Below are 13192 nucleotides of genomic sequence, written 5' to 3' on the forward strand. Positions count from 1 at the left end.
GCAGTTCAGGAGGCGAAGCGGAACCCGAGCCCGGGTCCGGTGTCGGCCGTGAGCTGCCCCCGGTCGATCACGACACCGGTCGGCCGTTCGAGCATGCCGAGCGTATCGAAGGAGGCGTCCTCGACATCCTCGACCCAGGCCGGTTCGATCATCGCGAGAGCGAGTTGCCCGGAGAGCTCCGGCAACAGGTGGGGGGCGATGGTGAGGCCGTTCGCCCGCGCGAGGTCGACGATCCGGAGGAAGGGCGTGATGCCGCCGACCCTGACGATGTTGGGTTGCACGATGTCACATGCGCCAGCCTCGATCAGGTCGCGGAAGCGATGGATGGTGTGAGCATTCTCGCCGAGTGCCACGGGAACATCGATCGATGTCCGCAGCTCCGCATAGCCGCGGGTGTCATCCGCCAGAAGCGGCTCTTCGATCCAGTCGAGTCCGAATCGCGTGAGCTGGCCGATGGCGTGTCGCGCGGTCGGCAAATCCCAGCGCTGGTTCGCGTCGATCATCAGGCCGCGATCGGGGCCGAGCACCTCGCGCACCGCCGAGAGGCGATCGACGTCTTCCGCGATATCCGGCTTTCCGACCTTCACCTTCACCGCGCCGAAGCCGGCCGCGACCCAGCGCCGCACCTGCGCCACGAGCTGCTGCTCGGAGTAATGCAGGTTGACGCCGCTGCCGTAGACCGGTACAGAATCGTGGCGGCGTCCGAGCCGGTCGACGAGCGAGCGACCGGATGCCGCTGCCTGTCGATCCCACAGCGCGAGGTCGATTCCCGCCATCGCCATCGTAGTGAGCCCGCCGGAACCCGCCTCGTGGAGGTGCGCCCAGAGATCATCCCAGAGCACGCCGGGGTCGGCCGTCCTTCCGATGACGAAATCGCGGATGTCCCGCTCGAGCAGCGCGACGATCGCGGTCGGTCCGATGGTCGGTGTCCAGGAGAATCCGTGGCCGATCGAGCCGTCGTCACAGCGCACCGTCACCGCGATGGCGTGCATCTCGGTGACCTGTGGTCCCCACGGCCGGGGCAGCGTCGCGGTGTGGAGGGCGACGGTGACCGCGGCGATTCGAGCGTCCGTCGACGGGGTCATGCTCAGGGTGCCACCGACTCGCGGGAGCGTTGCGCCTCGACCAGCGAGTAGCCGGCATCGAGGACGCGCGCGAGCTCGGTGAGTTGCGCATCGTTCGGGTCCACAAGCGGTGGGCGAACCGATCCGACCTCGAGACCGGCGAGGCGAAGGCCCGCCTTGATCAGCGAGACGCCGAACCCCGGAACCTGATCGCGCAGGCGTACGAGCGGGGCGTAGAACCCGTCGAGCAGTTGCAGGCGGCGGTCCTCATCCCCCGACTCGTAGGCGCGATAGTGGGCGGTGGCGATCTCCGGTGCCATAGCGAACGCGGCAGAGGAGTAGCGCGGCATCCCGAGGCCACGATAGGCGCCCTGGCTGAGTTCGGCAGTGAGCAGCCCGTTGAAGAATTGGAAGTCGGTGCGACCGGTGGCCACCACCGCGCGCACGATCTCTTGCGCGAGCCCCACATCGCCGAAGCCGTCTTTGAAGCCGACGACCTTGGGGTTGCGGGCGAGTCTGGCGACCGCGGCGGCCGTGTAGATCGCCGTGCCGCGGTGGTAGATGATCACGGGAAGGTCGGATGCGGCGGCGATCGTCTCGACATAGGCGATCGTCCCCTCCATCGTGCCCGACACCAGGTAGGGCGGCAGCACGAGCAGGGCGTCCGCACCGGAATCCGAGGCGCTGCGGGCGGCTGCGATGGCGTTGCCGAGGGAGCCCCCGGCCCCGGCGACGACCGGTACCCGACCGGCGACGGTCTCGACCGTCGTTGCGACCACCGCGGCCACCTCAGCGACGGACAGCGCGTGGAACTCGCCGGTTCCGCAGGCCGGGAAGACCCCGCCCGGAAGGTGGGGGAGGCGGGAGGCGACATGCTCGGCGAGCACCTCGAGGTCGACGGTATCGCCCGCGGTGAAGGGGGTGACGGGGAAGAAGAGAACTCCGTCGAAGTGGAGCGGGGAGGGGGTCACGAGAGGGTTCCTTCTGCGATGGGGCGACCGGAGGGCGAGACGCCGAGGGCGAGTTCCGTGCGCCAGCTGTGACGTGGCTGCCAGCCGAGGATGCGCCGAGCCTTCGCCGAACTGAATGCCGGCGCGGTTCCGTGCAGGGCCGATGCCAGGACATCCGTTCCGGTGAGGAATCGCGGGATCAGCTCGCTGAGCGGTCTCTTGGCGAAGGCGTCATCCGCGCCGACGAAGAAGACGGACCCGTTCGGGGCGGCGGCCCCGCGTTCCAGCCAGGCGAGCACGAAGGATGCCGCGTCCCGGGCATCCACGTAGTTGAACAGCGAGACGGCGGCGTACTCCGGCTGGTCGAGACGCTCGGCGACGGTGTGGCCCTGCTGGGTCGGAGCGCCCGTCCATTCGGCGGGGGAGATCACAAAACAGGGGCGGAAGATGCCGAATCGCACCGTTGCGCCATCGCGGGCAACGGCCATGGCGACGATCTCCTCGATGACCCGCTTGGACAGCGCGTAGGCGTTCCAGGGAGCGATCGGATGCTCCTCGTCGATGGGCAGGTAGGCCGGCGCCCAGCCGGTGGGCGCTCCGTACCCGATCACGGTCGGCGAACTGGCGGCGAGGAGCCGGGTGGCGCCGGCGGCCACGGCGCCGTCGATGACGTTCCAGGCGATGGAGGTGTTGGTAGCCAGGATGACCGCCTCCGGGGCGCTGAACGGCACGGCGATCGCGGCGAGATGCACGACGGCCTCGGGTCGCGCTGCCCGCAGCGCGGCCGCGGTGGCCACCGCATCCGAGAGGTCTATCTCGACCTGGTGGGCCGGCAACCCCGACACCGGCGCGACGTCGAAGGATGTCACCTCGTACCCGCCCTCGGCGAGCGCCTCCACGACACTGCGACCGAGCCGCCCGGATCCGCCCGTGACGACGATACGACTCATCGGGGGATCGCCGTCCGGTGTTTGGCGAGGTCTGCTCCGAGGTGCAGGTCGTCGATTCGCACGGCCACACCAGTCTCGAGCGAGAGGTTCCCGGCGATGCCGACAGCAACTGAACGCACGCCATCGAGGTAGCCGGCGGGGCGCCCGAGTTCGTCATCTCCCGCACCGAGAAACACATCGCGAAGCAGGCGCGAGTCGCCGCCCCCGTGCGCTCCGTCGCCGCCGGGGATCTCGACCTCGCTCGCGTTCTCCCAGTGTCTCTGAACGACCAGTCGCTCACTGACGGGACGGATGCTCGCGGCCTGCCCGTTCTCGGCGGACGCGCTCGGGTCGATAGTGTCGAGCTCGAGTACCGATCCGCGCTCCACGACGGTGAGCTCGGCGCGGCCCTTCGTGCCGTTGATGGACACGGTGTAGCCCTCCCAGGGGGAGTGCGCATTCAGCGAATAGGACATGCTCGGCCCGCCGTTGTAGTCCACGACGAGCGAGAGGTTGTCTTCGATGGTGATGCCCGGATCGAAGACATCCCGATCACGGAGGTAGCCGTCGTAGTGCTCGTTGGCCAGGTAGAGGGCGGCTAGCGTCTCGTCGGTGCGGAGGTCGAGGAGGAATGGATCCTGAACCGCGCCGTCGACGGTACCGCGCTCTGGCCGCGCGTCGAGGCCGCGTGCCCGGGCATTCTCTGCTCCGTAGAAGCGAAGCCCGCCACTGGCGAAGACCCGCACCGGGGAATCGTCGATCCACCAGTTGACCAGGTCGAAATGGTGCGAAGCCTTGTGCACGAGAAGGCCGCCGGAGTTGAGCTTCTCCCGGTGCCAGCGCCGGAAGTAGTCCGCCCCGTGGTTGGTGTCGAGCACCCATTCGAAGTGCACGGAGGTGACCGCCCCGATCTGTCCGGATTGCACGAGCTGCTTGAGCGCCGAGTTGCGCGGCGAGTACCGGTAGTTGAAGGTCACCACGACCGAACGACCGGTGCGCTCGCTCGATTCGATAATGGCGCGGCATCCGTCGGCATCGATGGTCAACGGCTTCTCGACGACGACGTCGGCGCCGGCGGACTGCGCGCGAACCACCATCGAGGCATGAGTGAAGTCGGGAGAGGCGATGATCACGCGATCGACCCTCTCGTTGCGGATCATCGCCTCGATGTCGTCCGGCGAGTAGAGCGTGGGTCGGGCGGCTCCGGAGCTTTCGACGGCGTCGGCGTGGAATCGCATGCGGCCGGGATTCGGGTCGCTGATCGCGACGAGTTCGGCGACTTCGGAGTGCACGCCGGTGATCGCTCCGACGTACATGCGGGCACGCATGCCGGCGCCGATGAGTGCGTAGCGGGTCTTCGTCATCGAGTGCCTCCGGGCGTTGGGCCGTCTCGGAATGGATTGATCCGTCTTCGGCAGGCGCTGTTCGCACCGGTGAGAAATCGTTTCCTGAGATGGCTACGGCAATTAGATCAGGAATGTCCAGATGCGTCAAACGCCTCACGCATTCGCCCGGTATGGTGCTGTGAAAGGGTTTCCTGACCCCTGGCACCCGCGCTCACTCCCTGGAGATCGAATGGCACGCTCAGCTCGCTCGAAGTCGGCGACGATCAATGCGGTGGCCGAGCTGGCCAGGGTGTCACCCTCGACCGTGTCCCGGGTCATGAACGGCAACTTCACGGTGGATGCCGCCATCGCGGCGCGAGTGCGGATCGCCGCGGTCGAACTCAACTACTCGCCGAGCCCGCTCGCGAGGTCGCTGGTGCTCGGACGCACCATGACTGTCGCGATCCTCGTGCCCGATCTCGCCAACCCGACGTTCCAGAGCATCATGCGCGGAGTCAGCCGCGCCGCGGCGAGAGACGACTACCGCATCCTCGTCGCCGACTCGTTCGAGACGACGAGCGAAGAGAGCATCCTCGCCGTGGAGATGCGCCGCCGCTGCGACGGCATCGTCCTCTGCTCGCCCCGGATGCCGGAGGACGTGCTCGTGGCCCTCGTGCCCCAACTCACTCCGGTCGTGCTCATCAACCGTGAGAGCGCGAGCGTGGATGCACCCGTGCTCACGGCGGACTATGAGGCGGGCATCCGACCGCTCGCCGAGCACCTCTATGCGCTCGGTCATCGCAGGATCGTCTACCTCGAGGGCAACCCGGAGAGCTCGTCGAACACCCTGAGGGTCAACGGACTCACGACGTTCACCGCGCTTCACCCCGACGTTGAACTGGTGACGCTGCCCTCCGGAGTCACCTTCGAGAACGGCTACGGGGTGACCGGCGCCGTCATCGCGTCGAAGGCCACCGGTGTGCTCGCCTTCAACGACCTCGTAGCGATGGGGCTCCTCAACGGGCTCAGCGAGAAGGGGGTCAGCGTTCCGGGCGACATCTCGGTGACCGGTTTCGATGACATCCCGTTCGCCCGGTTCACAACGCCGCCGCTCACGACGGCCTCGGTACCCGTTGTCGAACTCGGCGAGCAGGCCTGGAAGCGCCTTCGCGCGCTGATCGAGGGCGAGATCCCCGAGCACAACATCAACTTCAAGCCGCGCATCGAGATTCGCGGAAGCACCGGGCCCGTTCGGTCTTGATCGCGGCTAACCGTCAACGATGGTTACAGGCCCGAAGGCGGCGATCGCGGTACCGGCGGCAGCCGGCGGAGCGCAGGCGAAGAGCCCGAGTTCAGCCGAGATCCATTGTCCGGCGGTGGCGGGGAACTCGATGCCGGCCGACCAGTCCTGCACTCCTGTCGCATACTCCAGCGAGCAGAGCCCCGCATCGTCACTACGGATGCGCAGCCGCAGCGTCTCGCCGACGGCCAACGGTCCGAAGTCGGTGACCTCCTCGTCGCCGGCGCTGGACCGGGCGGCGCGGATGACGAGGGATCCGTCTGACCGAGCGGCGAGGCCGAGCCACGCGTAGGTCGTGCCGAGCACGACGACACCGGCGCGACATCCGGGCTCCGGAGTGTCAAGGGCAAGCGAGGTGGTGAATGTGCTCGCGACCCCCGGCAGTTGCTGGCCGAGCACCTGCGGCACCGACCGGAGGGACCCGAGGTCGTCGGGCACCGCGCGCAACCGGGCGAGCCCGCCGCCGATCATCGCCCAGTCGTCGGCAGGGTTGGCTTGCCAGTGCCACTGCGGCCCAAGCCGCGCCTCCTGGAAGGCGTCGTCCCGAACGGGTGCGGAAGGGGCCGCTACCACGGCGCGGGCAGGCACCGGATGATCGAGCACCGGTCGTCCGTTGTCACCGATCATGGGCCATCCGTCGTCGCCCCACCGCAGCGGCTGAAGGTGCACGACCCGACCGAACGGGCCACGGTCCTGGAAGTGCAGGAACCAGTCCTCGCCCTCCGGCGAGGTGACCCAGGCTCCCTGGTGCGGGCCGTTCACCGCACCGCCCCCGCTCTCGAGCACGACGCGATCCTCGTACGGGCCGAGAACCGAGCGCGACCGGAACACGGACTGCCACCCCTCGGTGACTCCGCCTGCGGGGGCGAAGATCCAATACCAGCCGTCGCGGCGATAGAACTTCGGCCCCTCGAGAGTGGAATAGCCCGGCAGGTCGTCTCCGTCGATCACCGTGACTGGAGTGCCGAGCACGTTACGGGCATCCGGCGAGATCTCGACGACGCTCAGCCGATTCGCGATGCCGCCGCGGCTGCGCGCCCAGGCGAAGACGAGGTAGGCGCGACCGTCGTCGTCCCAGAGCGGGCACGGGTCGATGAGTCCGAGGCCCGGCAGCAGCGGATGCGGCGCAGACCAGGGTCCGGCGGCATCCGTCGCCGTGAGAACGAAGATGCCGTGGTCCGGGTCGGGCAGGAACAGATAGAAGAGTCCGTCGTGGTGGCGAAGGGCTGGCGCCCATGCGCCGGCGCCGTGGCGGGGAAGGGCGAAGTGCTCGCGGGGCTCGAGCACGGCCAGGGCGGAGCCGAGATGACGCCAGTTCACCAGGTCGGGCGAGGCCAGGATCGGGAGGCCGGGAACGCGATTGATGCTGGAGGCCACCAGGTAGTACTCGTCGTCGACCCTGATGGCATCGAGGTCGGGCCAGTCGGCATTGAGGATCGGGTTGCGGTAGTCCACCGTCCTGAGCTCCCTTCGTCACGCCAGCGACACCATTTCTCGCGTGATTGCTACTGTAGTCAAGAAAACGTTTCCTAGACCCCGGCGCGTCGAGCGTCGTCGGTGCTCGGATACGGAGGGACTCGCACATGACCACGGCGCTGAACGGCGGCCACTCTTCCACTCCCGGCGACTCCGCCCTGTCCGACCACCGGCAAGGGAGGCCCGCGGATGCCGGTGACGACCACGAGACGAAACGCCGGAGACTGCTCGCCATCCTCGACGATCACCGCTCGGATGCCCTCGTCCTCACCTCACCGGGAGCTCTCTCCTGGTACCTCGAAGGTGCGCGCATCCATGTCTCGCTCGTCGGGGATCCGGTGCTCGCCGTCACTGTGGACCGCGAAGGTGACGAGATCGTCGCCTATTCCAACGAGGAGGCGCGGCTGGTGCTCGAGGAACTACCCACCGGCATTCCGGTGCGGTCGGTGCGCTGGGACGCGTCACTGCTCGACCCCCGGTTCGTCGCACCGTCAGTGCTGCAGGAGTCCGATGCCGCCGCAGAGCTCCGAGCGGCCAGGGCGATGCTTCTGCCCGGCGAGCTCGCACGCTACACAGCGCTCTGCGCGGAGGTGGCCGCGATGATGACGGCGGTGCTGCGTGAGGAACGCCCGCAGAACACCGAGCGCCAGGTCACGGCGCGCATCTCGCAGGCCCTCGTCGACCTCGGTGCCGAGCCGCTGGTGCTGCTGGCCGCCGGACGATCCCGGCTGGAGTTTCGTCATCCCCTCGCCACAGACTCCCCCATCGGCGACACCGCGATGGTCGTCGCGTGCGCCCGCCGCGGCGGCCTCATCGCCAATCTGACTCGCTGGGTGAGATTCGGCAGAGCGACCGCCGAACAGCAGGATGCGCAATCCCGGATCCTCGAGGTCGAGGCCGACTACTTCCGGGCCACGGTGCCGGGACGCCGGCTCTCCGACGCCTTCGCGGCCGGCACCGCGTCCTACGCCACGCACGGCTTCGCCCCGGACGAATGGATGAGGCACCATCAGGGTGGCCCCTGCGGCTATAACGGGCGCGACCCGAGGGCGACCGCCGAGACGACCGATCTCATCGCGGTAGACCAGGCCTTCGCGTGGAATCCCAGTGCACCGGGGGTGAAGGTCGAAGACACGATGCTGCGAACGGCCGACGGCTTCCGAGTGTTGACGACGGATGCCGCGTGGCCGACGACCACGGTGGCGGGTCTCGCCCGACCCGCAGTGATGGAGCTCTGAGCCATGTTCATCCGCGAACTCCGCGTCACCCCGATCGCCTTCGCGGACCCTCCGCTGCTCAATTCGGACGGCGTGCATGAGCCCCACGTGCTCCGCGCCGTGATCGAACTGGTGGTCGACGACGGCCGCGGCGGAGAGGTCGTCGGGCTCGGTGAGTGCACGGGGCACTCCTGGCAACTCGACTGGCTCTCCCTTGCGGGCGAGCACCTCGCCGGTCGCAGCGTCTTCGAGACGTCGAGCCTTCGGGGGTTAATCGACGCGCTCCTCACCGGCCTTGTCGACGGGGTGGACACGTCTCCGGAGGCGTCCTGGCGGCGATGGGCGGATCGCACCGGCCCTACCGAATCCCGCGGTCCGGCGCCGCTGCCCGCTTCTCTGTTCGACCGGCGGAGGGTGTTCTCGGCGCTCGAGGTCGCCAGCCTCGACGCGCAGGGGAAACTCCTCGGTGTGCCGGTGGTCGACCTGGTCGGCGGGCGGGCGAGAGACACCGTGCCGTTCAGCGCCTACCTCTTCTACAAGTGGGCGGAGCATCCGGCTACCGCGTCTCGTCCCGCCATCGGCGATGACTGGGGCGCGGCCCTTGACCCCGACGGGATCGTGCGACAGGCCAGGCGGATGGTGGACCGCTACGGATTCCGCTCGCTCAAGCTCAAGGGCGGCGTGTTCGAACCCGAGGCGGAGATCGAGGCGATCCGTGCGCTGCGCGCCGAGTTCCCCGATCTGCCGCTGCGCATCGACCCGAACACGGCCTGGACCTTCGAGACGGCTCGCCGGGCTGCCGTCGAGCTCGAGGGACTCATCGAATATCTCGAAGACCCGGTCGCCGGATTCGAGCAGATGGGACGCCTCGCGGAGCTCACCCCGATTCCGCTCGCCACCAACATGTGTGTCGTCTCGCTCGAGACGGTGCGGCCGGCCCTCGAGCACGGATCGGTGTCGATCGTGCTCGGCGATCATCACTACTGGGGTGGCATCCGGGGCATCGGCGCGCTCGGTGACGTCTGCATCGCCGCGGGATTCGGGCTGTCAATGCACTCGAACTCGCATCTTGGAATCAGTCTCGCCGCCATGACCCACGCTGCAGCGGCGACGCCGAACCTCGGCTACGCCTGCGACACCCACTACCCGTGGAACTCGGCGAGCGACATCCTGGTGCCGGGATCGATCGAGTTCGTCGACGGGGAGCTGGCAGTGCCAGTGGCCCCCGGCCTCGGTATCGAACTGGACAAGGCGCGCCTTGCGGCTCTGCACGCCGACTACCTGGCGCTCGGGCGCGAGCATCGCAATGACAGCGCCTATCTCGAACGGGTGACCGGTACCAGAGTCACCCTGCCGCGCTGGTAGTTCAGACCGTCCATTCGACGACGGCACTACCCGGCAGTGCCGGGATCGTCACCTCGACGCCGCCCGGCAGTGCCGCGACACTCACTCCGCGATCGGTCGGGTAGAGAATGCGAAGCCCGCGCGCGCCGTCCGGCGCCGGCAGTCGCACGGTGCGGCCGGCATCCGCATCGCCGGTACGGGCAGGCCCGGGGCGGTGCCAGAGGGCGACAACGCGGCGCGATCCGGCGCGGAGTCCGACGCCGAGCCAGGGGTCTTCCCAGCCACCGTGGCCGAGCGGCCAGAACGGCAGGGCTTCGCGGATGAAGGGCCGCAGCGTCTTGTGAACGGCGATCGCGTCGGCCACCCGGCCGAGTTGCGCCGCGTCGAGCTGGTCGAGTCTTCCACTCAGGTGCACGCGCTGAAGCATCGACTGGGTGAGGCTGAAGTCATTGGTGTCGATGTCCCAGTCGGGTTGCGGATAGCTCCACACCGCCGACTGTTCCGGGGTGATCGCGGTCATCGCGCCGGCGGCGATCGCCGCATTCAAAAGCGGACTCTCCTGGTCGCTGGTCGATTGCAACTGCGACACCGCGAGCTGGGCGTAGTCGACCCGCATCGCGCCGGACGAGCAGCTCTCGAGCACCAGCTGCGGGTGGCGGTCGAGAAGGCCGGCGAGCCACTCGAGGTAGGCGCGATTGTGGCCGAGCAGCCCGGAACCGAGGCTCTCGGTATTCACCTCAGTGCCCTCGGCGATGGTGATGTTGTAGTCCAGCTTGAAGTAGCCGATGCCGTAGTCGGCCACCAGGCGGTCGATTACGCCGTTCATGCGCGCGATCACGAGCGGATGCCTGAAGTCGAGCTGGTAGCGGTCGAACTCCGCGACGGGTCGGCCGCCGCGCTGCATGTAGGCCTCGAGCGGCAGTTCGTGCACGGCGGGGGAATTCACGCCCATCACCTCGGGCTCCAGCCAGAGCCCGGGCACCAACCCCCGGGAGCGGATGCGGTCGATGACCTCGCCGAGGCCGCCCGGGAACCGCGTGGAGGATTCCTCCCACGCACCGACGGTTGACCACCATCCACTGTCGTCGGAATACCACCCGGCGTCGATCACGAAGTACTCCGCGCCGGCATCGGCCGCCCGGTCGACGAGCGGAAGCAACGCTGCCGTCGACGGGTCGCCCATCAGGCAATTCATGTAGTCATTGAAGATCACCGGTGTCGATTTGAAATCCGGGTGCGGCCGGCGGCTGAATCGCCGATGCCGGGTGAGCTCGGCCACCGCGTCATCGAAGTCACCGTGCACCACGGCGATCGCCACCGCGACGGTCTCGAACTCGTCGCCGGGTGCCAGTCGTTCCTGCCAGTGGTGCTGGCGGAAGGTCGGCCCGCTGATTATGGCGGAGAAGTCCGGTCCCACATCAGCGAACTCGGCCAGCCAAGCGCCGTTATGTTCGACCTGCCAGAGCCAGGTGGTCGCGCTCGCGACATCCTCGATCGCGGCCATCGGGAGGGAGGAGCCCGTCGACCAGCTGCCCACCGCACCGATTGCGAAGGTCGAGCGGGTCGAGCTGGTGGCGTGACTGATGCCGGCGTCGACGAAGCCGAGGTCGCGAAACGTGGCCGTTCGCCAGCGATACTCCGTCGACCAGGCGTTGTGGGCGTAATGCACCGTCAGGCGGTCGATCGCGGAGTCGCTTGCAGCATCGACGAAGCCGCCAAGCACGAGCGAACTGATGTAGTCGACGACGACAGCGTGATCTCCCTCGTTGACCAGCCGGTTCGCGATGCGCACCGTCGCCCCGGTGGTCTGCGTGAGGGTGGTGACGACCGCGACGCCGCTCTCGGCATCCCGCTGCTCGATCACGAGCTCGGCACGGCCGTCGACGGTGCGAAGGGCGTGGCGCCGATAGCGCAGCCGGTGGCTCGCCGAGTAGTTGCGGTGTCGCACGTTGTGGCTGTGTCGCGAATGACTCTCTCCCGAGAGACACAGCTCCACGAGCGGATTGGCGCATCCGCCGACCAGGTCTTCATCGAGCACCGCGGGGGTGTCCGTGCTGGTCACCGAGGTGAGCCAGACCGGCGCCTCAGGCGAATGCCGCAACGTGAACCGAACACCCCCGAGTTCGACGTCGAGATGAGTGGTGACTGTCATTACTGCAGGCTCGCCTTGGTTTCGTCGAGCAGTCCCGTGGCGGCCCGCTCAGGCGTCTGTCGCCCGAACAACACCTCGGCGGTGTAGCGGCGCATGTTGGCCTGGAACGTCGTGCCTCCGGCGGGCGCCAGAGGCGCCTCCACGACCTCTCGGCTGATGTCACCGACGAAGTTCACGATCTGGGCGTCGGATTCGCTCAAGAGGGGCACGACAGCATCCCGCACTGCGCTGTTGACCGGTGATCCGCGGCCGACTAGCAGGAGTTTGCCGGCGGTGGTCGAGTTGGTCAGGAAGTCGATGAGCTTCTGCGACTCGGCGGGATGCTTCGTGCGCGAAGCAACAGACCAGTACTGGGCCGCTCCGAATGCCATCTTCGCCCCTCCCATCTTGCCGTTTGTCGACGGGTAGCGAAGGATTTTGAGGCCGTCCTTGGAGACGGCCTCGAGCGACGTCAACTGCTGCGTCGACCAGAAGCCCATTGCGTACCGATTGGTCGCGGTTCCGCTCTGTTCGAGCGCGATCCCGTCCTGCTCGGATACCTCGTCCGCTGAAGGTGCCGCGCCCTCGTCGGCGAGTCTCTTGGTCAGGGTGTAATAGCTGGAAAGGTCTTTCTCCGTGAACCCGACCTTCCCGCTCTTGGTGAAGAGTTCGCTGCCGCGCTGGCGGGCCCAGATGCCGAATCCGGTGTCGGTGCCGAGTGCCTGGGATCCGAAGGTTCCGGCCGGGCTGGCTTCGGAGATCTTCTTCGCGATCTTTTCGTAGTCGTCCCAGGTCCAGGTGCTGTCATCGGGCATCTCGACCCCGGCCTGCGCGAAGAGCACGGGGTTGGCGATGATAGCGACCGTGCCGATGCCGGTGGGGATGCCGAGTTGTTTCTTGTCGAGGTTGACGACCTTGAGCGTGGCCTTATCCACCTTGCTCGTGTCGACACCATTGATGTCGAGGAGAGCTCCTCGCGCGCCGTACTCGATCGTGAAGTCTCCAGTGAGCTGCTGCACGTCCGGGGCATCGTTCGCCGCGACCTGGGTGGAGAGTTTGTCGAAGTACCCGTCGAAGGGAAGCGACTCGGCCGCGACGGTGATGTTCGGATACTTCTTCTCGAACGCTGCGACAGCATCGTTGGTCACCTTGGTGCGGTCATCCGATCCCCACCAGACCAGGCGGATCGTGACGGGCTTGACGCTCTCCGGTTTCGCCGATGGAGAGGAGGCGCCGCTCGAACATCCGCTGAGCACGAGTGCGCTCACCACCGCGACGGCTGCCGCAGTCAGGGCAGGTCGGAAGGGGGAACGGCTCACAGGGATTCTCCTTGGATCATCGTGCGCGTGTCGTGCGGCGATCGCCGCCGACCGGTTCGTGATCGCCCGCCGTGGGGCGCCGGCGCCGGCCACCGTAGTGAACCGGACCGGCGTCTCCACCGAAAGCCGGGGGCGCC

Annotated in this window: 10 protein-coding genes; 3 read left to right on the top strand and 7 right to left on the bottom strand. The window is 67.7% G+C overall.

The features are described from left to right. Nucleotides 1–5 precede the first annotated feature (5 nt). Genes ACVXZ4_RS01005 through ACVXZ4_RS01020 form a run of 4 tightly spaced genes read right to left on the bottom strand, consistent with a single transcriptional unit; the run spans nt 6 to nt 4307 of the window. On the bottom strand, nt 6–1085 hold the full coding sequence (locus ACVXZ4_RS01005) for a mandelate racemase/muconate lactonizing enzyme family protein (protein WP_461796398.1): 1080 nt from the start codon (nt 1083–1085) through the stop codon (nt 6–8). A gap of 2 nt (nt 1086–1087) precedes the next feature. Next, nucleotides 1088–2035 carry a 5-dehydro-4-deoxyglucarate dehydratase gene (locus tag ACVXZ4_RS01010; RefSeq protein WP_461796399.1) on the bottom strand — a complete coding sequence of 316 codons (948 nt, stop codon included), beginning with the start codon at nt 2033–2035 and terminating at the stop codon, nt 1088–1090. Further along, nucleotides 2032–2964, bottom strand: coding sequence for an NAD-dependent epimerase/dehydratase family protein (locus tag ACVXZ4_RS01015; RefSeq protein ID WP_461796400.1), 933 nt, complete (start codon nt 2962–2964; stop codon nt 2032–2034). Before ACVXZ4_RS01015 ends, ACVXZ4_RS01010 begins: the two co-directional genes overlap by 4 nt. Beyond that, nucleotides 2961–4307, bottom strand: coding sequence for a Gfo/Idh/MocA family protein (locus tag ACVXZ4_RS01020; RefSeq protein ID WP_461796401.1), 1347 nt, complete (start codon nt 4305–4307; stop codon nt 2961–2963). Before ACVXZ4_RS01020 ends, ACVXZ4_RS01015 begins: the two co-directional genes overlap by 4 nt. A gap of 211 nt (nt 4308–4518) precedes the next feature. On the opposite strand from ACVXZ4_RS01020, the gene ACVXZ4_RS01025 reads away from it, so the two are divergent. Continuing rightward, nucleotides 4519–5529, top strand: coding sequence for a LacI family DNA-binding transcriptional regulator (locus ACVXZ4_RS01025; protein WP_461796402.1), 1011 nt, complete (start codon nt 4519–4521; stop codon nt 5527–5529). 6 nt (nt 5530–5535) lie between these two features. Here the strand turns inward: ACVXZ4_RS01025 and ACVXZ4_RS01030 are convergent, their stop codons facing one another. Next, the gene (locus tag ACVXZ4_RS01030) at nt 5536–7023 is read right to left on the bottom strand and encodes a glycoside hydrolase family 43 protein (protein ID WP_461796403.1); all 1488 of its coding nucleotides are present in this window, start codon (nt 7021–7023) and stop codon (nt 5536–5538) included. 128 nt (nt 7024–7151) lie between these two features. Between ACVXZ4_RS01030 and ACVXZ4_RS01035 the strand changes: the two genes are divergently transcribed. Further along, entirely contained in the window at nt 7152–8282 is a 1131-nt protein-coding gene (locus ACVXZ4_RS01035; protein ID WP_461796404.1) for a M24 family metallopeptidase, read from the top strand. Nucleotides 8283–8285: 3 nt separating this feature from the next. Next, entirely contained in the window at nt 8286–9626 is a 1341-nt protein-coding gene (locus ACVXZ4_RS01040; RefSeq protein ID WP_461796405.1) for an enolase C-terminal domain-like protein, read from the top strand. A 1-nt stretch (nt 9627) separates the two neighbouring features. Here the strand turns inward: ACVXZ4_RS01040 and ACVXZ4_RS01045 are convergent, their stop codons facing one another. After that, on the bottom strand, nt 9628–11757 hold the full coding sequence (locus tag ACVXZ4_RS01045) for a glycoside hydrolase family 36 protein (RefSeq protein WP_461796406.1): 2130 nt from the start codon (nt 11755–11757) through the stop codon (nt 9628–9630). Continuing rightward, complete coding sequence (locus tag ACVXZ4_RS01050) at nt 11757–13055, bottom strand: ABC transporter substrate-binding protein (protein ID WP_461796407.1); 1299 nt, start codon at nt 13053–13055, stop codon at nt 11757–11759. The genes ACVXZ4_RS01045 and ACVXZ4_RS01050 overlap by 1 nt, the downstream gene beginning before the upstream one ends. Nucleotides 13056–13192: the final 137 nt, after the last annotated feature.

The organism is Lacisediminihabitans sp. FW035, assembly GCF_054880895.1.